This window comes from Pseudomonas sp. SDO5532_S415 (genome assembly GCF_054071155.1).
This window is the reverse complement of the sequence record NZ_JBSVWS010000007.1, coordinates 24,596-45,538: the sequence shown is the minus strand read 5'-3', so window position 1 is coordinate 45,538 and position 20,943 is coordinate 24,596. Positions and strand designations below refer to the sequence as shown.

Sequence of the window (20,943 nt, the reverse complement as noted above, 5' to 3'; positions counted from 1 at the left end):
GTCGCTGCTCTTAGAAATGAATGACGGATCGGATGCTCTTTCCTTCATGCATCAGGTCGAACGCCTTGTTGATATCTTCCAGGCCCATGGTGTGGGTGATGAACGTATCCAGCGGGATTTCGCCGGTTTCAGCCATTTCCACGTAGCTTGGCAACTCGGTACGGCCGCGCACGCCACCGAACGCCGAACCGCGCCAGACGCGACCGGTGACCAACTGGAACGGACGGGTAGAAATTTCCTGGCCGGCGCCGGCCACTCCGATGATCACCGACTCGCCCCAACCCTTGTGGCAGCACTCAAGCGCGGCACGCATCAACTGAACGTTGCCGATGCACTCGAAGGAAAAGTCGACGCCGCCATCGGTCATGTCGACGATGACTTCCTGGATCGGACGGTCGAAGTCTTTCGGGTTTACGCAATCGGTTGCACCCAGCTGCCTGGCAATCTCGAATTTGGCCGGGTTAATGTCGATCGCAATGATACGTGCAGCCTTGGCTTTGACGGCGCCAATGACTGCCGACAGACCGATACCGCCGAGGCCGAAAATGGCCACGGTATCACCGGGTTTCACCTTGGCAGTGTTGAGTACGGCACCGATGCCGGTGGTGACACCGCAGCCCAGCAGACAGACTTTTTCCAGTGGTGCTTCCTTGGCAATTTTGGCCACGGAAATTTCTGGCAGCACGGTGTACTCGGAGAATGTCGAAGTACCCATGTAGTGGAAAATCGTTTCGCCCTTGTAGGAAAAACGCGAAGTGCCGTCCGGCATCAAACCCTTGCCTTGGGTCGCGCGAATGGCCTGGCACAGGTTGGTTTTGCCCGACAGGCAGAATTTGCACTGACGGCATTCCGGGGTATACAGCGGAATCACGTGGTCGCCCACCGCGACGGACGTCACACCCTCGCCGATCGCCTCGACAATCGCACCACCTTCGTGACCGAGGATCGACGGGAAGATGCCTTCCGGGTCAGCGCCGGACAGGGTGTAGGCATCGGTATGGCAGACACCGGAGGCCACCACGCGCAGCAACACTTCACCGGCCTTGGGCATGGCGACATCGACTTCAACGATCTCCAGAGGTTTCTTGGCCTCGAAGGCAACGGCGGCGCGTGACTTGATCATGGTAATTCTCCAGTGAATAAAATCGAGACAAGGAGTGTAATACAGCCCCTTACGGTGAATAATCCGGACAAAAGCAAAACATTATTGCTACACAGGGATAATCCTAGATGTCGGAAAACCGCTGGGAAGGTATCGACGAATTCGTGGCCGTCGCCGAATGCAGTCAGTTCACGGCGGCAGCCGAGCGCCTGGGGGTTTCTTCCTCGCACATCAGTCGACAAATTGTACGCCTCGAAGAGCGCCTGCAAACCCGCCTGCTTTATCGCAGTACCCGCCGGGTCACCCTGACCGAGGCCGGGCAAACTTTCCTGCAACATTGCCAACGCTTGCAGGATGGCCGCGAAGAAGCGCTACGAGCAGTGGGCGACCTGACCAGCGAACCCAAGGGCATGCTGCGCATGACCTGTGCCGTTGCCTATGGCGAACGCTTCATCGTGCCACTGGTGACGCGTTTCATGGGGCTTTATCCACAACTGCGGATCGACATTGAACTGAGCAATCGCCAACTCGACCTGGTGCATGAAGGCCTTGACCTGGCGATCCGTCTGGGGCGTTTGCAGGATTCGCGACTGGTTGCTACCCGCCTGGCACCCCGACGCATGTTCCTGTGCGCATCACCGTCCTACTTGGAACGTTATGGGCGCCCACACAGCTTGTCGGAATTGAGCCGTCATAACTGCCTTATCGGCAGTTCGGATCTGTGGCAACTGGAACAGAACGGGCGGGAATTTTCGCAACGGGTCCAGGGAAACTGGCGCTGCAACAGCGGGCAAGCGGTGCTGGACGCAGCGCTGCAGGGTGTCGGGCTATGCCAATTGCCGGACTATTACGTGCTGGAACATCTGAAAAGCGGCGCGCTGATTTCGCTGCTCGAAGCGCATCAACCGCCGAATACGGCCGTTTGGGCGCTGTATCCACAGCAACGGCATTTGTCGCCGAAGGTGCGCAAACTGGTGGATTATCTGAAGGAGGGGTTGGCTGAGCGGCCGGAGTACCGGTGTTAGAAGTTTGCCGGTGTATTCGCAAAATGTCGGCTGTCTGGTCCAGCGCCTTCGCGAGCGGGCTCGCTCCCACATTGGACTGCGGTCGAATGTGGAAGCGAGCCTGCTCGCGAATGCAATCTGACAGACACCACTGCAGTTAGCGGCGATTAGTCCAACGCTGACGCAACCATTCAAGATCTTCTGGGCGAGTGACCTTTAGGTTGTCTGCTCGACCTTCAATCAAGCGTGGAGCCATACCCGCCCATTCCATGGCCGATGCTTCATCAGTAATGACTGCATCCGCCACCAGACTGTCCGCCAGTGCCCGATGCAAGGCGCCGAGGCGAAACATCTGTGGCGTATAGGCTTGCCAGATCACACTGCGGTCGACGGTTTCGACGACACGACCGCGTTTGTCGACCCGTTTGAGCGTATCCCGTGCAGGGACCGCCAGCAGCCCGCCCACCGGATCGTCCGCCAGTTCAGCCAGCAAATTATCCAGATCGTCGCGACCGAGGTTCGGTCGCGCGGCATCGTGTACCAATACCCAATCTTCATCGCCGGCACCTTGTGCATGCAGATGCAGCAATGCGTTGAGTACCGACCCGGAACGCTCGGCACCGCCGTCGACCCGGGTAATCCGTGGATCGCTGGCACAGGCCAGGTTCGGCCAGTAAGGATCATCAACAGCAAGACTGACCACCACGCCCTTGAGGCAAGGATGATCAAGGAAACAGCCAAGGCTGTGTTCGAGAATAGTGCGCCCGCCCAGTTGCAAGTACTGCTTGGGACGGTCCGCGGCCATTCGGGCTCCGATGCCCGCGGCAGGAATCACGGCCCAGAAGGCCGGCAGATCGAGGTTCATTGGGCCAACTGGTAAAGGGTTTCACCGTCCTTGACCATGCCCAACTCATGGCGAGCCCGCTCTTCAACGGTCTCCATGCCCTTTTTCAACTCACTGACTTCAGCGTCCATCACCCGATTGCGCTCCAGCAATGTCTGGTTCTCAGCCTGCTGATCCGCGATCTGCTGAGTCAGCTCGGCCACTTGCGCCAGACTGCCATTGCCCACCCACAGGCGGTACTGCAGGCCAGCCAGCAGCAGGAGCAAGACGAGGAACAACCAATTGGGACTGCGCATCGAATATCAGGTATCCAGTGAAAAAAGACAGCCATACCAAAACATGAAGCTACTGATAGCACGAAGCCTGGAAGAACCAGGCTTGTGCTGATAAGGCATCAGATTAGTGGCAAAAACGTCGCTGCTGCGATTTTTCCGACACAATCCGGTGTCTTTTTCCATTAGCCGCGGAATTCACCACGGCCGTTGTACTTGGCTTTGCCGTTCAACTGCTCTTCGATACGCAGCAGTTGGTTGTACTTGGAAACGCGGTCGGAGCGGCACAGCGAACCGGTCTTGATCTGGCCAGCCGAGGTGCCCACAGCCAGGTCGGCAATGGTCGAATCTTCGGTTTCGCCGGAGCGGTGCGAGATCACGGCGGTGTAACCGGCGGCCTTGGCCATCTGGATGGCTTCCAGGGTTTCGGTCAGGGTGCCGATCTGGTTGAACTTGATCAGGATCGAGTTGGCGATCTTTTTGTCGATGCCTTCTTTCAGGATCTTGGTGTTGGTTACGAACAGGTCGTCGCCTACCAGTTGGGTCTTCTCGCCGATCTTGTCGGTGAGGATTTTCCAGCCAGCCCAGTCGGATTCGTCCAGACCATCTTCGATGGAGATGATCGGGTAACGCTCGGTCAGGCCCTTGAGGTAATCGGCGAAACCTTCAGCGGTGAACACCTGACCTTCGCCGGACAGGTTGTACTTGCCGTCTTCGTAGAATTCGCTGGCTGCGCAGTCCAGGGCCAGGGTCACGTCGGTGCCCAGCTTGTAACCGGCGTTGGCCACGGCTTCGGAGATCACTTTCAGTGCATCTTCGTTGGACGCCAGGTTTGGCGCGAAACCGCCTTCGTCCCCCACGGCAGTGCTCAGGCCACGGGCCTTCAGTACGGCTTTGAGGTGATGGAAAATCTCGGTGCCCATGCGCAGGCCTTCCGAGAAAGACTTGGCGCCAACCGGCTGAACCATGAACTCCTGGATGTCGACGTTGTTATCGGCGTGCTCGCCACCGTTGATGATGTTCATCATCGGAACCGGCATCGAGTAAACACCCGGGGTACCGTTCAAGTTGGCGATGTGCGCGTACAGCGGCAGGTCCTGGTCCTGTGCTGCTGCCTTGGCCGCGGCCAGGGAAACGGCGAGGATGGCGTTGGCGCCCAGGGAACCTTTGTTTTCAGTACCGTCCAGCTTGATCATCGCCAGATCGAGCGCTTTCTGGTCGCTTGGATCTGTACCTTTCAACAGGTCGCGGATCGGACCGTTGATGTTGGCAACGGCTTTGAGTACACCCTTGCCCAGGTAACGGCTCTTGTCGCCATCACGCAGCTCGAGCGCTTCACGCGAGCCAGTGGAAGCACCGGACGGCGCGCAGGCACTGCCGATGATGCCGTTATCGAGAAGCACGTCCGCTTCCACGGTGGGATTGCCACGGGAGTCGAGAACTTCACGACCTTTGATGTCGACGATTTTAGCCATTGTTGTAAACACTCCAAAGTTGACGAAAACGACGCAGCTAGAGGAAATCTTGTATCGCCGGCAAGTGAGTTGCAGCGGGCAGACTTGCGGACGATAAGGCTCAAGCCCGAGGGCCTGAGCGTTTAATCGTGCGGTACTTTACCGGAGAAATGAGGATTACGCGGTTTCTACCGTCGGAAAACTCTTCACCAGTTCGTCCAGAGCTTTGAGCTGGGCCAGGAATGGCTCCAGTTTGTCCAGACGCAAGGCGCAAGGGCCGTCGCATTTGGCGTTGTCCGGGTCCGGATGGGCCTCGAGGAACAGGCCGGCCAGGGACTGGCTCATGCCGGCTTTCGCCAGATCGAGGACCTGGGCGCGACGACCGCCAGCGGAATCAGCGCGACCGCCCGGCATTTGCAGGGCGTGGGTCACGTCGAAGAACACCGGGTATTCGAACTGCTTCATGATCCCGAAACCGAGCATGTCGACGACCAGGTTGTTATAGCCGAAGCTCGAACCACGCTCGCAGAGGATCAACTGATCGTTACCCGCTTCCACACACTTGTTCAGGATGTGTTTCATTTCCTGAGGCGCGAGGAACTGGGCTTTCTTGATGTTGATCACCGCACCGGTCTTTGCCATCGCGACCACCAGGTCGGTCTGGCGCGACAGGAAGGCCGGCAGCTGAATGATGTCGCAGACTTCAGCGACGACCGCAGCCTGGTCAGGCTCGTGAACGTCGGTGATGATCGGCACGCCGAAAGCTTGCTTGATGTCCTGGAAAATCCGCATGCCCTCTTCCAGGCCAGGGCCTCGGTAAGAGGTCACGGAGGAGCGGTTGGCCTTGTCGAAACTGGCCTTGAACACGTAAGGGATACCCAGTTTCTGGGTAACCTTCACGTACTCTTCGCAGACCTGCATCGCCATGTCGCGGCTTTCCAGCACGTTCATGCCACCGAACAGCACCATTGGCTTGTCGTTGGCAATCTCGATATCGCCTACACGGATGATCTTCTGCGCCATAAGGTTCAAGCCTTCTTCTGGTGTTGAGCCAAAGCTGCTTTAACGAAACCGCTGAACAACGGGTGACCGTCGCGTGGCGTCGAGGTGAACTCCGGGTGGAACTGGCAAGCCACGAACCAAGGGTGATCCTGCGCTTCTACCACTTCGACCAGCGCGCCATCACCGGAACGGCCGGAGATTTTCAGGCCGGCCTCCATGATTTGCGGCAGCAGGTTGTTGTTCACTTCGTAGCGATGGCGGTGACGCTCGACAATGACGTCCTTGCCGTAGCAATCGTGCACCTTGGAGCCGGCTTCGAGCAGGCATTCCTGAGCGCCAAGGCGCATGGTGCCGCCCAGGTCGGACGCTTCGGTACGGATTTCGACGGCACCGGTGGCATCTTCCCACTCGGTGATCAGACCCACGACCGGGTGACCGCTTGCACGATCGAACTCGGTGGAGTTGGCGTCTTTCCAGCCCATGACGTTACGAGCGAACTCGATCACGGCCACTTGCATGCCCAGGCAGATACCCAGGTATGGAACCTTGTTTTCGCGAGCGTATTGAACGGCGGTGATCTTGCCTTCCACGCCACGCAGACCGAAGCCGCCAGGAACCAGGATCGCGTCGACGCCTTCCAGCAGCGCGGTGCCCTGGTTCTCGATGTCTTCGGAATCGATATAGCGCAGGTTGACCTTGGTGCGGTTGCTGATGCCGGCGTGACTCATCGCTTCGATCAGCGACTTGTAGGCGTCCAGCAGTTCCATGTACTTGCCGACCATGGCGATGGTGACTTCGTGCTCAGGGTTGAGCTTGGCATCGACGACCTTTTCCCATTCGGACAGATCGGCACCACCACATTGCAGGCCGAAACGCTCGACGACGAAATCGTCCAGACCCTGGGCGTGCAGGATGCCCGGGATCTTGTAGATGGTGTCGGCGTCTTCCAGGCCTATGACCGCACGCTCTTCAACGTTGGTGAATTGCGCGATCTTGCGACGCGAAGAAATGTCGATCGGGTGATCGGAGCGGCACACCAGCACGTCAGGTTGCAGGCCGATGGAGCGCAGCTCCTTGACCGAGTGCTGGGTTGGCTTGGTTTTGGTTTCGCCGGCGGTGGCGATGTACGGCACCAGCGTCAGGTGCATCAGCATCGCGCGCTTGGCACCGACTTCGAAACGCAGTTGACGGATGGCTTCGAGGAACGGCTGCGACTCGATGTCACCCACGGTGCCACCGATCTCGACCATGGCCACGTCGGCATCGCCGGCGCCCTTGATGATGCGGCGCTTGATTTCGTCGGTGATGTGCGGGATCACCTGAATGGTGGCGCCCAGGTAATCGCCACGGCGCTCTTTGCGCAGCACGTGCTCGTAGACACGGCCGGTGGTGAAGTTGTTGTTCTGGGTCATGGTCGTGCGGATGAACCGCTCGTAGTGGCCCAGGTCCAGGTCGGTCTCGGCGCCGTCGTGGGTGACGAACACTTCACCGTGCTGGAACGGGCTCATGGTGCCCGGGTCGACGTTGATGTACGGATCCAGCTTCAGCATGGTGACCTTAAGTCCCCGCGCCTCCAGGATGGCCGCCAATGATGCCGATGCAATGCCTTTCCCCAATGAAGAAACAACACCGCCCGTGACGAATATGTAGCGCGTCATGAAAAACCCTAGAAGTCTGCGTTAAAGCGGTCCGAGCCGCCGGGGAAAGCGAAGGAAGGCCGAAGCCCCCGATCACCTGCATTAATCACAGTGCACCTTTCAAAAAAACCGCCGCGTTGGGACAGACCGGAAGATGAAACACCGGTACGTTGCTCGCTACACATTTTTTGGAATCGCCCAGCAAAGACTGCTTGGTAATCGGCAACTCCTGCAATTCAGGCGAATCCACAGAAGTTGTATCAAGAAGGGAGCGTAGTCTACCGGAAAGCCCCTTTCAGCTCAAACCTTGATCTTCGCCCATTGGCCGCCAATGCAAATTCCAGCCACCCGCCGCACTGCCATCCAGCCCGGGCAGGCTCGCCACCGCCAGCAATTGCCCGCCCTTGAACAACAGCGGCAATCTGCCGCGCACGAACGGCGGCACCCCGCGTTCGTTGAGCAAACGTTTCAAGTCGCGATGCCCTCGACCCGGCAACTCCATCACCTCTCCCCCTTCACGATAGCGGATCTGCAAAGGACCATCGGGGATTTGCCCGGTGAGCGTGAGCACGCCATTGCCGGGCAACGCCAACGGCAGCGAGGGCGCGGGCCATGCGGGAACCGGGGGTAAACCGCGCAACCAGCTACCGGACAACCACCAGATCCGTCCACCCGCCCGATGCAATTCGCCCTCCGCCAGCCGCCAGATCGGCCGCGCATCGCCGGTGGCATCACGCAAATCTTCCCAACCCGACCAATGGTCGCTGTCCGGCAGTCGTGTCAGTGGTTCGAGCCAGTGGCTGAGTGCATTGCGTTGACGTGCGAGCGAAAGCTTTTCCAGGGACGACAATTCAAGCGAGGGCAACCCCAGCCAATCGAACTCGCTGGTCGTTCTCGCCTGGCTCAAATCAATTTGTGCCAGCTCATCGAGCAATCCCTGCGCTTCGCTCATGTGCGCAGCACTGCGGGCCATGGTCGCCACCGCTTGGGGCCAACGTGCACTCATCACAGGGAAAACCTGATGCCGCAGGTAGTTGCGCGAGAACTGTCGATCCTGGTTGGAAGGATCCTCGATCCAGCTCAGTTGATGCTCCGCCGCGTAGGCCTCCAGCTCCGCACGGGTGATATCGAGCAGTGGCCGCAGCAAATGCCCCCGACCCAGCGGACGCAGGCTCGGCATTCCCGACAACCCCCTCACCCCCGCCCCACGCAACAGGCGAAACAGCAGGGTTTCTGCCTGATCGTCACGATGCTGGGCAGTCAGCAGTACTTCTTTGGCCTGGGTCACTTCGGTGAACGCGGCATAACGCGCATCCCGGGCCGCGCGTTCAAGACTGGCACCGGATTGAACCTGAACCCGAACGACCTGCAGCGGCACACCCAGCCCCTCACACACCGATCGGCAATGCTCCGGCCATGCGTCTGCCGCAGCCTGAAGGCCGTGATGCACATGGATAGCGCTTAGCGCAGGCAGGGATTCGGTTTTCGCGAGGTGTGCGAGAAGGTGCAGCAGGACAGTGGAATCGAGGCCACCGGAGAAGGCGATGCGCCAGGTTTTGGCATTGCGCCACGGAGCGAGATTCGGGAGAAGCCTGGCTGGCAGATCAAATTTCGAAGCATTCATAGATCGGTCGCTTCACATAGAACCAATGTGGGAGCGAGCCTGCTCGCGAATTCCATTTAACATTCAACAAATTTGTTGGCTGTTATACAGCTTTCGCGAGCAGGCTCGCTCCCACAGGGTTTTGCATCGTAGCCCGGTCAGATCAGAGACCGTAGCTCATCAGACGCTCGTAACGACGGTCCAGCAGTGCCTTGTGGTCGAGCTTCTTGAGCATCGCCAGTTGCGAGCTCAACTCGGCACGAATCGAGGCAGCCGCAGCGGCCGGATCACGGTGCGCGCCGCCCAGCGGCTCGCTGATCACCTTGTCCACGATGCCCAGGCCTTTGAGGCGCTCGGCGGTGATGCCCATGGCTTCAGCGGCGTCCGGTGCTTTCTCCGCGGTTTTCCACAGAATCGAAGCGCAACCTTCCGGCGAGATCACCGCGTAGGTCGAGTACTGCAGCATGTTCAGCTGGTCGCAAACGCCGATCGCCAGCGCACCGCCGGAACCACCTTCACCGATCACGGTGGCGATGATCGGGGTTTTCAGGCGAGCCATGACGCGCAGGTTCCAGGCAATCGCTTCGCTCTGGTTACGCTCTTCAGCGTCGATGCCAGGGTAGGCACCCGGGGTGTCGATAAAGGTCAGGATCGGCATTTTGAAGCGTTCGGCCATTTCCATCAGGCGGCAGGCCTTGCGGTAGCCTTCCGGACGCGGCATACCGAAGTTGCGGCGAACCTTCTCGCGAACTTCACGGCCTTTCTGGTGACCGATCACCATTACGGGCTGGTCATCCAGACGAGCGATACCGCCCACGATGGCAGCGTCGTCGGAGAAGTGGCGGTCGCCGTGCAACTCATCGAACTCGGTGAAGATGTGTTCGATGTAGTCCAGGGTGTACGGACGTTTCGGATGACGCGCCAGGCGCGCGATCTGCCAGCTGGTCAGCTTGCCGAAGATGTCTTCGGTCAGCGTGCTGCTTTTGTCCTGCAGGCGGGAGATCTCATCGCCGATATTCAGCGAATTGTCATTACCGACCAAGCGCAACTCTTCGATCTTGGCTTGCAGGTCGGCGATCGGCTGTTCGAAATCTAGAAAATTCGGGTTCATAGGCGTCCGTCTTGGGTCGACGTCCAAGAGAGCTTGGGCCGGCCGGTTGTCTATTCGCGCCCTACCTTAAGGGAGAGGCGCGTTCAGGTCGAGATTAAAAAAATTTGGTCACGATAAAGGAAGCGTAATGCCACCTCACCGTCAACGGTATTGGAGGAAGACGTTGTCTCGCCCGAACTGGTCACGCAGGGCTTGAATCAACGCATCCGCCGGATCGATTCGCCAGCCTTCGCCGAACTGCAGCAGGGCCTTCGCATCGGGACTGGTGTAGTCCATGGTGATCGGGCACGCACCGCGGTGGCGCTTCAACAGTTCACCCAGCCAGCGTAGCTGATCGCCTTTGAGGTCCTTGGCATGCAACTTCAGGCGCAGGCTCTCGGCCAGGTTGGTGCGCGCGTCTTCCATGCTCATCACCCGCTTGACCCGCAACCGCAGGCCACCGGAGAAGTCGTCGTTGCTGACTTCACCTTCGACCACCACCATCGCATCGGTCTGCAACAGCGATTGCGCGGAATGGAACGCATCGGCAAACAGCGACGCTTCGATCCGTCCGGAGCGGTCGTCGAGGGTGATGAACCCCATCTTGTCGCCCTTTTTGTTCTTCATCACCCGCAGGGCGATGATCATGCCGGCAACGGTCTGGGTATCACGCGCCGGCTTCAGGTCGATGATGCGTTGACGGGCGAAACGACGGATTTCACCTTCGTATTCGTCGATCGGGTGCCCGGTCAGGTACAGGCCCAGGGTGTCTTTCTCGCCTTTGAGCCGCTCCTTGAGGGTCAGCTCCTTGGCCTTGCGGTGATTGGCGTAGACGTCGGCGTCTTCTTCAACGAACAGACCGCCAAACAGGTCCGCATGGCCACTGTCGTGGGTCCGGGCAGTTTGCTCGGCCGCCTTGATCGCCTCTTCCATCGCGGTCAGCAGCACCGCGCGGTTGCGGTCGATGTTGGCTTGATAAGCCTTCGGCTCGTCGTGGAAATACGGCCCCAGACGATCCAGCGCACCACTACGGATCAAGCCGTCGAGGGTCCGCTTGTTGATACGCTTGAGGTCGACCCGGGCGCAGAAATCGAACAAATCCTTGAACGGACCGTCCAGACGCGCCTCGGTGATTGCCTCGACCGGCCCCTCGCCCACCCCCTTGATCGCACCCAGACCATAAATGATCCGGCCTTCGTCGTTTACCGTGAACTTGAACTCCGAGGTGTTCACGTCCGGCGCGTCGAGGCGCAGCTTCATGGTGCGCACTTCTTCGATCAAGGTCACGACCTTGTCGGTGTTGTGCATATCCGCCGAGAGTACTGCCGCCATGAACGGCGCCGGGTAGTGCGCTTTCAGCCACGCGGTCTGGTACGACACCAGGCCGTAGGCAGCGGAGTGGGATTTGTTGAAGCCGTAACCGGCGAATTTCTCCACCAGGTCGAAAATGTTACCGGCCAGGTCGGCATCGATGTTGTTGGTGGCGCAACCCTCAATGAAACCGCCGCGCTGCTTGGCCATTTCCTCGGGTTTTTTCTTACCCATGGCCCGACGCAGCATGTCCGCACCGCCGAGGGTATAGCCAGCCATGACCTGGGCAATCTGCATCACCTGTTCCTGATACAGGATGATGCCGTAGGTCGGCGCCAATACGGGCTTGAGGCCTTCGTACTGGTAGTCCGAGTGCGGGTACGCCAGTTCGGCGCGACCGTGCTTACGGTTGATGAAGTCGTCCACCATGCCCGATTGCAGCGGGCCGGGACGGAACAGTGCCACCAGTGCGATCAAGTCTTCCAGGCAGTCGGGCTTGAGCTTTTTGATCAGCTCTTTCATGCCGCGGGATTCGAGCTGGAACACCGCCGTGGTTTCGGCTTTCTGCAGCAGGGTATAAGTCGGTTTGTCATCCAGCGGGATGAACGCGATGTCGAGCGGCGGTTCGTTGACCTTGGCGCGGTCGCGGTTGATCGTTTTCAGCGCCCAGTCGATGATCGTCAGGGTCCGCAGACCGAGGAAGTCGAACTTCACCAGGCCGGCCGCTTCGACGTCGTCCTTGTCGAACTGGGTTACCAGGCCGTCACCGGCTTCGTCGCAATAGATCGGCGAAAAGTCGGTCAGTTTGGTCGGCGCGATCACCACACCACCGGCGTGCTTGCCGACGTTACGCACAACGCCTTCAAGTTTGCGGGCCATTTCCCAGATTTCCGCGGCTTCTTCATCCACCTTGATGAAGTCACGCAGGATCTCTTCCTGTTCGTAGGCCTTTTCCAGGGTCATGCCGACTTCGAACGGAATCATCTTCGACAGACGATCCGCCAGACCATAGGACTTGCCCTGTACCCGCGCCACGTCCCGCACCACAGCCTTGGCCGCCATGGAACCGAAGGTGATGATCTGGCTGACCGCGTTGCGACCGTATTTCTCGGCCACGTAGTCGATGACCCGGTCGCGACCGTCCATGCAGAAGTCGACGTCGAAGTCGGGCATGGAAACCCGTTCCGGGTTAAGGAAACGTTCGAACAGCAGGTCGTATTCCAACGGATCAAGGTCGGTGATCTTCTGCACGTAGGCCACCAGCGACCCGGCACCCGACCCCCGCCCTGGCCCCACCGGCACGCCGTTGTTCTTGGCCCACTGGATGAAGTCCATCACGATCAGGAAGTAACCGGGGAAGCCCATCTGGATGATGATATCCAGTTCGAAATTCAACCGGTCGACATAGACCTGACGCTTGGCTTCGTAGTCTTCAGTGGTGTCTTTGGGCAGCAGAACGGAAAGACGTTCTTCCAGGCCCTCGAACGAAACCTTGCGGAAATACTCATCGATGGTCATGCCATCGGGGATCGGGAAGTTGGGCAGGAAGTGCGTGCCCAGCTTCACTTCGATGTTGCAGCGCTTGGCGATCTCGACGGTGTTTTCCAGCGCTTCAGGAATGTCGCTGAACAGTTCCGCCATTTCCTCGGCGCTTTTGAGGTACTGCTGATCGCTGTAATTCTTCGAACGCCGCGGATCGTCGAGGGCGCGCCCCTCACCGATGCACACGCGGGTTTCGTGGGCGGCGAAGTCTTCCTGCTTGATGAAGCGCACATCGTTGGTCGCGACCAGCGGCGCACCGATCTTCTCGGCCAGGGCCACCGCGCCGTGCAGTTGCTCTTCATCATTAGGGCGGTTGGTACGCTGGATTTCCAGGTAGAAGCGGTCCGGAAACACCGCCATCCACTCACGCGCCAGGGTTTCGGCTTCGTCGGGATTGCCACTGATCATGGCCTGGCCGATTTCGCCTTCTTTCGCCGCTGACAGCATGATCAAGCCTTCGTTGGCTTCGGCCACCCATTCGCGCTCAATGATGATCGCGCCATTGCGCTGACCGTCGATGAAACCGCGGGAAATCAATTCGGTGAGATTGCGGTAACCCTCGGCATTCATCACCAGCAGGCTGATCCGGCTAAGCGGGTTATCTGGGTCCTTGTTCGACAGCCACAGGTCGGCGCCACAGATCGGCTTGATCCCGGCACCCATGGCGTTTTTATAGAATTTGACCAGGGAACACATGTTGTTCTGATCGGTGACCGCCACGGCAGGCATGTTCATGCCGACCAGGGTCTTGACCAGCGGTTTGATTCGCACCAGACCGTCGACCAGGGAGTATTCAGTGTGCAGGCGTAGGTGAACGAATGAAGCCGGCATAGTGATCCTGTCTAAAACGTGAAAACAACAATGCCCGGAAATCCGGCGTTTAAAGCTACCGCGCTTTAAGACGCCGGATTGTACCGGGCCTTGCTATAAAAAATCAGCCTTGCGACTAACTCTCGATCAGGCTTTCCCGTGCTTCATAAGCGAGGCGTACAGGGGCAAACGAACGCCGGTGAATCGGCGTTGGCCCAAGGCGGGCGAGCGCTTCCAGATGAACGGGTGTCGGGTAGCCTTTGTGGCCGCCGATGCCGTAGCCCGGGTAGATCAATTCGAAAGCAGACATTTCACGATCACGGCTGACCTTCGCCAGAATCGACGCTGCCGCGATCGCCGGGACCTTGCTGTCGCCTTTAACCACGGCTTCAGCGCGCATCGGCAGTTTCGGGCAACGGTTGCCGTCGATCATCGCCAGTTTCGGCTGAACGTGCAGCCCGGCGACGGCGCGCTGCATGGCCAGCATGGTGGCATGCAGGATGTTCAACTCGTCGATCTCTTCGACTTCCGCGCGGGCAATGCACCAGCTCAAGGCTTTTTCGCAGATTTCGTCGTAGAGCTTTTCGCGGCGGGCTTCGGTGAGCTTCTTCGAATCATTAAGGCCGAGAATCGGCCGACTCGGATCGAGAATCACTGCGGCGGTCACGACTGCGCCACAAAGCGGGCCACGACCGACTTCGTCGACACCGGCAACCAATTCTTCGACTTCAGCGACCAAGGTGAAATCCAGCCCCATCTGCATGCTTGTTTTACTCATTTTACCTGGCCGATCAGATTCAGGACTGCATCCGCCGCCTGGTTGGAGGCATCCAGACGCAAGGTACGGTGGATTTCGTCAAAACCGCGGGTCTGCTCCTGGCCATTTTCGATCAGCGGCGACAAGGTCTGGGCCAACGCTTCGACCGTCGCGTCGTCCTGCAGCAGCTCGGGCACCAGCAAGCGCTGGGCCAGCAAGTTCGGCAAGGAGACATAGGGACTTTTCACCATGCGCTTGAGAATCCAGAACGTCAGCGGCGCCAGGCGATAGGCGACCACCATCGGCCGCTTGTACAGCAAGGCTTCCAGCGTTGCGGTTCCGGATGCGATCAGCACCGCGTCGCATGCAGCCAGGGCCAGATGGGATTTGCCATCGAGCAAGGTCAGCGGCAGATCGCGACCGGCCAGCATTTCTTCCAGCTGCGCACGGCGCTCGGGATTGGCGCAAGGCATGACGAAGCGCACACCAGGGCGCATGGCCCGCAGGCGCTGCGCGGTGTCGAGAAACAGCGCACCGAGGCGGCCGACTTCACCACCACGACTGCCCGGCATCAATGCCACAAGCGGCCCGTCGGGCAAGCCCAGTTCGGCCCGCGCGGCGGCGCGATCGGCCTCAAGGGGAATCGCATCGGCCAGGGAGTGTCCGACAAACCGCACCGGGACACCCTTCTCTTCATAAAATTTTGCTTCGAACGGGAACAGCGTCAGCATCAGGTCGCAACCTTCGCGAATCTTCAGTACCCGCTTCTGCCGCCAGGCCCAGACCGACGGGCTGACGTAATGCACGGTCTTGATCCCGGCCTGACGCAGCTTGAGTTCGATATTGAGGTTGAAGTCCGGGGCATCGATCCCGATGAACACGTCCGGCTTCGCGGCGATCAGGTCTGCCACCAGCTTCTTGCGGCGCGCCAGCAACTCGCGCAACCGACCCAGCACTTCCACCAGGCCCATGACCGACAGGCGCTCCATCGGGAAGTAGGACTGCAGGCCTTCTGCCTGCATCAACGGACCACCGACACCGATGAACTCGACTGCCGGATGACGGGTCTTGAGTGCGCGCATGAGGCCCGCGCCGAGAATGTCGCCGGAAGCCTCCCCCGCCACCAGCGCAATACGCAGATTGGCCATGGTTAGCGGGTAATGCCGCGAGTCGAAGACTGGATGGAGTCACGGAACACTGCGACTTCCGGGAACTGGGCTGACGACTCAGCCAGTTCGGCGAGCGCCTGCTCGACCGTCAGGCCCTGACGATAAACGACCTTATAGGCACGCCGCAGGGCGTGGATGGCGTCTTCGCTGAAACCCCGACGACGCATGCCTTCAAAGTTCATGCTGCGGGCCTCGGCCGGGTTGCCGAACACCGTGACGTACGCAGGAACATCCTTGCCGATGGCGGTTCCCATGCCGGAAAAGCTGTGGGCACCGATGTGGCAATACTGGTGAACCAGGGTAAAACCGGACAGGATGGCCCAGTCCTCAACGTGCACATGGCCAGCCAGTGCGGTGTTGTTGACCAGAATGCAGTGGTTGCCGATAACGCTGTCGTGACCGATGTGGGCGTAGGCCATGATCAGGTTGTGATCGCCCAGGGTCGTTTCCGAGCGGTCCTGAACGGTTCCACGGTGAATCGTCACGCCTTCGCGGATGACGTTGTGGTCACCAATCACCAGGCGCGTTTCTTCGCCCTTGTACTTCAGGTCCGGCGTGTCCTCGCCTACCGAAGAGAACTGGTAGATGCGGTTGTGCTTACCGATTCGGGTCGGGCCTTTGAGAATCACGTGCGGTCCGATGACTGTTCCCTCGCCGATTTCCACACCTGCGCCGATGATCGACCACGGGCCGACCTCGACACCGTCAGCCAGGACGGCCGTCGGATCGATGATTGCGCGAGGGTCAATCAAACTCATAGCTTGCGTTCCGCACAGATGATTTCAGCAGAGCAGACCGGCTTGCCATCGACCGAAGCCTGGCACTCGAACTTCCAGATCTGGCGCTTGCAGCTGATGAACTTGGCTTCAAGGATCAACTGATCACCCGGCAACACCGGCTGGCGGAAGCGCAGCTTGTCGGAGCCGACGAAGTAGTAAAGGGTGCCATCGGCCGGTTTCACGTCGAGCATTTTGAAACCAAGGATCCCGGCAGCCTGAGCCATCGCTTCGATGATCAGCACGCCCGGCATGATTGGATGCGCGGGAAAGTGACCATTGAAGAACGGTTCGTTGATGCTGACATTCTTGTAGGCGCGAATGCGCTTGCCTTCCACATCCAGATCCACTACCCGGTCCACCAGCAGGAACGGGTAACGGTGAGGCAGGTATTCGCGAATCTCGTTGATGTCCATCATTTCGGGGGGAAGCCTATGTAAAGATTGGGAACGCGCGACTGACGCGCACTCCTCTAGCAAATCAAGGACGCAGTCTAGCGGCTGTGCACACTTGATATGGAAATGGTATCAGCCATCTGATGAAGCATTACCGCCAGGGGTCACTTCCCCTGCCTGCTTTTCCAGCTGTCGCAAACGTCGCGCGATGTCATCGAGCTGACGGATTCGTGCCGCGCTTTTGCGCCACTCGGCTGCCGGCTGCATTGCCGTACCGGAAGAATAGGCACCCGGCTCGGTGATCGAGTGGGTCACCATGGTCATGCCGGTGATGAAAACGTTGTCGCAAATGTCGATATGACCCACCAGCCCTACGCCACCGGCGAGCATGCAGTGCTTGCCGATCCTGGTGCTGCCGGAGATCCCCACGCACGCGGCCATGGCGGTGTGATCACCGACTTGAACGTTGTGGGCGATCTGGATCTGGTTGTCGAGTTTCACGCCATTACCGATGATGGTATCGGCCAACGCGCCACGGTCGATGGCGGTATTCACGCCGATTTCCACGTCGTCGCCGACCAGTACACCACCGATCTGGGCAATTTTCTGCCAGATACCTTTCTCGTTGGCAAATCCGAAGCCTTCGCCACCGAGCACGGCACCGGATTGAATCACTACCCGCTTGCCGACGCGCACGTCGTGATACAGGGTGACCCGCGGTGCGAGCCAGCCACCTTCGCCGATCACACTGCGCGCACCGATGAAGCAATGCGCGCCGATGGTCGTACCCGCATCCACTCGCGCTCCGCTTTCGATGACCACAAAGGCACCGATGCTCGCCGCTGGATCAACCACCGCGTCCGCCGCAATCACCGCTGTCGGATGAATGCCGGCAGCCGCCTTGGGCTTGGGATCGAACAGGTGGGAAACACGAGCGTAAGCGGCGTACGGATCAGGTACTACCAACGCATTCCCGGCAAAACCTTCAGCGTCAGCGGCTTTGAGCAACAAAGCTGCAGCCTGGCTGCCCGCCAGATACTTGCGGTACTGGGGATTTGCGAGAAAGCTCAACTGAGTTGGGCCAGCCTCCTGCAAGGTGGCCAGCCCAGTAATTGCTGTCTCCGGGTCGCCACGCAGGGTGGCGCCGAGGAACTCGGCCAATTGGCCGAGCTTAATGGTCGCGGTCATGGATTACTTCAGCTGATTCATGCGCTCGATAACCTGGCGCGTGATGTCGTACTGAGGCTTGACATCAATCACTGCACCACGCTCGAAGACCAGGTCAAAAGCACCTTTCTTGATGACTTCTTCCACAGCGCTGTCCAGTTTCGGCTTGAGCTGCTTCAGCATTTCGCGGTCGGCAACGGCTTTGGCTTCGTTCAGCTCCTTGGACTGGAACTGGAAGTCACGAGCCTTTTGCTTGAATTCAAGCTCCAGACGCTCACGCTCGCCTTGCTGCATTTTGTCCCCACCGGCCATCAGACGATCCTGAATACCCTTGGCGCTGCTTTCCAGCGACTTGAGCTTGGTCAGTTGAGGACCGAACTTTTTCTCGGCATCCACAGCGTATTTCTTGGCTGCATCGGATTCCAGCAGGGCCATCTGATAGTTCAGAACGGCGATTTTCATGTCGGCAAATGCCGGACCTGCTACCAGTACGGAAGCCAGGAGAACCAATTGAGTCAACTTACGCACGATGCACTCCTACAAAATCCATTGTCGTTATCTTGGGTCAGACGCTTAGAACGTCTGGCCGAGGGAGAATTGGAACACTTGAGTTTCAGCGTCATCCGGTTTCTTGACTGGCATGGCCAACGCGAAACTCAGAGGACCCAGCGCGGTGACCCAGGTCACACCCACACCGACGGAACTTGCCATGTTGCTCAGACTGATGTCGTTGCACTGGGTATTGGACTTAGTGCCATCGGCATTAACGACATCCGAGCATTTGGAATCGAATACGTTACCCACATCCCAGAATACCGAAGTACGCAGGGAGCGTTGGTCCTTGACGAACGGCAGAGGGAACAACACTTCCACACCGCCCTGGATCAGGACGTTACCACCGAACGGCAGCGGGTCCTGGTCCGGGTCGACAGCAGTGCCAGGGTTCTTGCCGGTACTTGGTGTACTGCGAGGACCCAAAGTGCTGTCCTTGAAGCCACGAACCGAGTTGAAACCACCAGCATAGTAGTTTTCATAGAATGGCAAGCCATCGGTCGAACCGTAACCATCGCCATAACCCAATTCGGTATGCAGGCGCATGGTGTAGTTTTCGGACAATGGCTGGAACAGCTGGCCACGGTAATCAAGCTTGAAGAACGACAGGTCGCTGCCTGGCGTCGTGGTTTCCAGCACCAGGCTCTGGGAATGACCGCGGGTCGCCAGTACGCCCTTGTTCAGGGTGGACTCGGACCAGCCGGCCGACGCCTTGAAGTTCAGGTACTTATCGCCTTCCTTGTTAACGAAGTCGAAAATCTCATCGACGGTATACACACCCGTCTTGATCTCGTCCTGCTGGACAGTCAAGCCGAAGGTCAGACGCGACGTCTCACTGATCGGATAACCGACGCTTGCACCCGCACCCAGGCTGTCTACGGAATAGCTGGCTACGTCGACATCAAGATCATCATAGTCAGTGGTACGGTAGAACGCGTTGTAACCCAGGCTCACGCCATCAGCCGTCCAGTAGGGGTCGACATAACCGAAGTTATAGCGGCTCTGGTATTCGCTGCGGGTCAAGCCGATGCTGACCTTGTTACCGGTACCGAGGAAGTTGTTCTGGGTGATCGAACCACCGAGGATCAGGCCCGCGCTCTGGGCGAAACCGACACTGGCGGTAATCGAACCGGACGCTTGTTCTTCCACGCTGTAGTTGACATCAACCTGGTCGTCGACACCCGGTACAGCCGGGGTTTCAACGTTGACTTCCTTGAAGAAGCCCAGGCGCTCAAGACGGGTCTTGGACTGGTCGATCAGGTAGGTCGAAGCCCAGCCGCCTTCCATCTGACGCATTTCGCGTCGCAGCACTTCGTCTTCGGACTTGGTGTTGCCACGGAAGTTGATGCGGTTGACGTACGCACGCTTGCCCGGATCGACCGCGAAGGTGATGTCTACGGTGTGATCTTCATCATGAGGCTGTGGCACGCCGTTGACGTTGGCGAAGGTATAGCCTTCGTTACCCAGGCGACGGGTGATCAGCTCGGAAGTGGTGGTCATCAGCTTGCGCGAGAACACCTGGCCTTTCTGTACCAGCAGCAGCGACTTGACCTGGTCTTCAGGGACTTTCAGGTCACCGCTGAGCTTGACATCACGAACGGTGTACTTGTCGCCTTCGTTGATGTTGACAGTGATGTAGACGTGCTTCTTGTCCGGGGTGATGGACACCTGGGTCGAAGCGATATCCATGTTGATATAGCCACGGTCCAGGTAGTAGGAACGCAGGCGCTCCAGGTCACCGGAGAGTTTCTCACGAGCATACTTGTCGTCGTTCTTGAAGAACGACAACCAGTTGGTTGTCTTGAGCTCGAACAGATCGATCAGGTCCTCATCAGGGAAGACCGTGTTACCTACCACGTTGATATGCTGGATAGCCGCAACGGTGCCTTCGTTGATGTTGACTTTCAAGCCTACGCGGTTGCGCGGCTGCGGCACGACTTCGGTGTCGACGGTCGCCGAGTAGCGGCCCTGCGCGACGTACTGGCGTTGCAGCTCGTTACGTACACCTTCGAGAGTGGCGCGCTGGAAGATCTCGCCTTCGGCCAGACCGGATTGTTTAAGGCCTTTCATCAGGTCTTCAGTGGAGATCGCCTTGTTACCTTCGATCTCGATACTTGCAACCGACGGACGCTCGACTACCGTGATGACAAGGACGTTGCCATCGCGGCCCAGCTGGATATCTTGAAAGAACCCGGTTTTGAACAGCGCACGAGTGGATTCCACCAGGCGTCGATCATCCGCCTGTTCACCGACGTTCAACGGCAAAGCACCAAAGACGCTACCCGCGGAGACCCGCTGGAGGCCATTGACGCGAATATCAGAGATAGTGAAGGACTCGGCGTGAACTTCGGCGATCATCAATACGGTGAGAACCGCAGTTAGCAGCAGACGTTTCATGAAGTCCTTTCTTATTCCAACTGGCAATAAACAAACTGCCGCAAAATGCGGCAGATTCG

General features: G+C 58.7%; 17 protein-coding genes. 1 reads left to right on the top strand and 16 read right to left on the bottom strand.

Annotation, left to right across the window (positions count from 1 at the left end; translation table 11 throughout):
- Positions 1 to 10 precede the first annotated feature (10 nt).
- Complete coding sequence (locus tag ACW9HW_RS04300) at positions 11 to 1,123, bottom strand: S-(hydroxymethyl)glutathione dehydrogenase/class III alcohol dehydrogenase (RefSeq protein ID WP_457398574.1); 1,113 nt, start codon at positions 1,121 to 1,123, stop codon at positions 11 to 13.
- A 107-nt stretch (positions 1,124 to 1,230) separates the two neighbouring features.
- Between ACW9HW_RS04300 and ACW9HW_RS04295 the strand changes: the two genes are divergently transcribed.
- Positions 1,231 to 2,127, top strand: coding sequence for a LysR substrate-binding domain-containing protein (locus tag ACW9HW_RS04295; protein ID WP_095197075.1), 897 nt, complete (start codon positions 1,231 to 1,233; stop codon positions 2,125 to 2,127).
- A gap of 136 nt (positions 2,128 to 2,263) precedes the next feature.
- Here the strand turns inward: ACW9HW_RS04295 and ispD are convergent, their stop codons facing one another.
- From ispD to bamA, 15 genes are all read right to left on the bottom strand, one after another.
- A complete protein-coding gene (gene ispD, locus ACW9HW_RS04290; protein ID WP_457398571.1) occupies positions 2,264 to 2,971 on the bottom strand; it encodes a 2-C-methyl-D-erythritol 4-phosphate cytidylyltransferase in 708 nt (235 codons plus the stop codon).
- Entirely contained in the window at positions 2,968 to 3,246 is a 279-nt protein-coding gene (gene ftsB, locus ACW9HW_RS04285) for a cell division protein FtsB (RefSeq protein ID WP_008057335.1), read from the bottom strand. Before ftsB ends, ispD begins: the two co-directional genes overlap by 4 nt.
- A gap of 161 nt (positions 3,247 to 3,407) precedes the next feature.
- Positions 3,408 to 4,697 carry a phosphopyruvate hydratase gene (gene eno, locus ACW9HW_RS04280; RefSeq protein ID WP_095197077.1) on the bottom strand — a complete coding sequence of 430 codons (1,290 nt, stop codon included), beginning with the start codon at positions 4,695 to 4,697 and terminating at the stop codon, positions 3,408 to 3,410.
- A gap of 156 nt (positions 4,698 to 4,853) precedes the next feature.
- Positions 4,854 to 5,699 (bottom strand): 3-deoxy-8-phosphooctulonate synthase, encoded by an 846-nt coding sequence (gene kdsA / locus ACW9HW_RS04275; protein WP_008019782.1) that lies wholly within the window; start codon positions 5,697 to 5,699, stop codon positions 4,854 to 4,856.
- 5 nt (positions 5,700 to 5,704) lie between these two features.
- Positions 5,705 to 7,336 carry a CTP synthase gene (locus ACW9HW_RS04270; protein WP_095197078.1) on the bottom strand — a complete coding sequence of 544 codons (1,632 nt, stop codon included), beginning with the start codon at positions 7,334 to 7,336 and terminating at the stop codon, positions 5,705 to 5,707.
- A 274-nt stretch (positions 7,337 to 7,610) separates the two neighbouring features.
- Entirely contained in the window at positions 7,611 to 8,939 is a 1,329-nt protein-coding gene (gene tilS / locus ACW9HW_RS04265) for a tRNA lysidine(34) synthetase TilS (protein ID WP_457398565.1), read from the bottom strand.
- Between the two features lie 142 nt (positions 8,940 to 9,081).
- The gene (locus ACW9HW_RS04260; protein WP_095197080.1) at positions 9,082 to 10,029 is read right to left on the bottom strand and encodes an acetyl-CoA carboxylase carboxyltransferase subunit alpha; all 948 of its coding nucleotides are present in this window, start codon (positions 10,027 to 10,029) and stop codon (positions 9,082 to 9,084) included.
- 141 nt (positions 10,030 to 10,170) lie between these two features.
- The gene (gene dnaE, locus ACW9HW_RS04255) at positions 10,171 to 13,692 is read right to left on the bottom strand and encodes a DNA polymerase III subunit alpha (RefSeq protein WP_095197081.1); all 3,522 of its coding nucleotides are present in this window, start codon (positions 13,690 to 13,692) and stop codon (positions 10,171 to 10,173) included.
- Positions 13,693 to 13,807: 115 nt separating this feature from the next.
- Positions 13,808 to 14,434, bottom strand: a complete 627-nt coding sequence (rnhB, locus tag ACW9HW_RS04250; RefSeq protein ID WP_095197082.1) for a ribonuclease HII — start codon at positions 14,432 to 14,434, stop codon at positions 13,808 to 13,810.
- Between the two features lie 11 nt (positions 14,435 to 14,445).
- Complete coding sequence (gene lpxB / locus ACW9HW_RS04245; RefSeq protein WP_095197083.1) at positions 14,446 to 15,576, bottom strand: lipid-A-disaccharide synthase; 1,131 nt, start codon at positions 15,574 to 15,576, stop codon at positions 14,446 to 14,448.
- A gap of 2 nt (positions 15,577 to 15,578) precedes the next feature.
- Positions 15,579 to 16,355, bottom strand: coding sequence for an acyl-ACP--UDP-N-acetylglucosamine O-acyltransferase (gene lpxA / locus ACW9HW_RS04240; RefSeq protein WP_095197084.1), 777 nt, complete (start codon positions 16,353 to 16,355; stop codon positions 15,579 to 15,581).
- Entirely contained in the window at positions 16,352 to 16,792 is a 441-nt protein-coding gene (fabZ, locus tag ACW9HW_RS04235) for a 3-hydroxyacyl-ACP dehydratase FabZ (RefSeq protein WP_007940511.1), read from the bottom strand. The genes lpxA and fabZ overlap by 4 nt, the downstream gene beginning before the upstream one ends.
- Before the next feature lie 108 nt (positions 16,793 to 16,900).
- Complete coding sequence (gene lpxD / locus ACW9HW_RS04230; protein ID WP_457398561.1) at positions 16,901 to 17,956, bottom strand: UDP-3-O-(3-hydroxymyristoyl)glucosamine N-acyltransferase; 1,056 nt, start codon at positions 17,954 to 17,956, stop codon at positions 16,901 to 16,903.
- Between the two features lie 3 nt (positions 17,957 to 17,959).
- Entirely contained in the window at positions 17,960 to 18,463 is a 504-nt protein-coding gene (locus ACW9HW_RS04225; RefSeq protein WP_095197086.1) for an OmpH family outer membrane protein, read from the bottom strand.
- A gap of 45 nt (positions 18,464 to 18,508) precedes the next feature.
- Complete coding sequence (gene bamA / locus ACW9HW_RS04220; RefSeq protein ID WP_095197087.1) at positions 18,509 to 20,884, bottom strand: outer membrane protein assembly factor BamA; 2,376 nt, start codon at positions 20,882 to 20,884, stop codon at positions 18,509 to 18,511.
- Between the last annotated feature and the right edge of the window lie 59 nt (positions 20,885 to 20,943).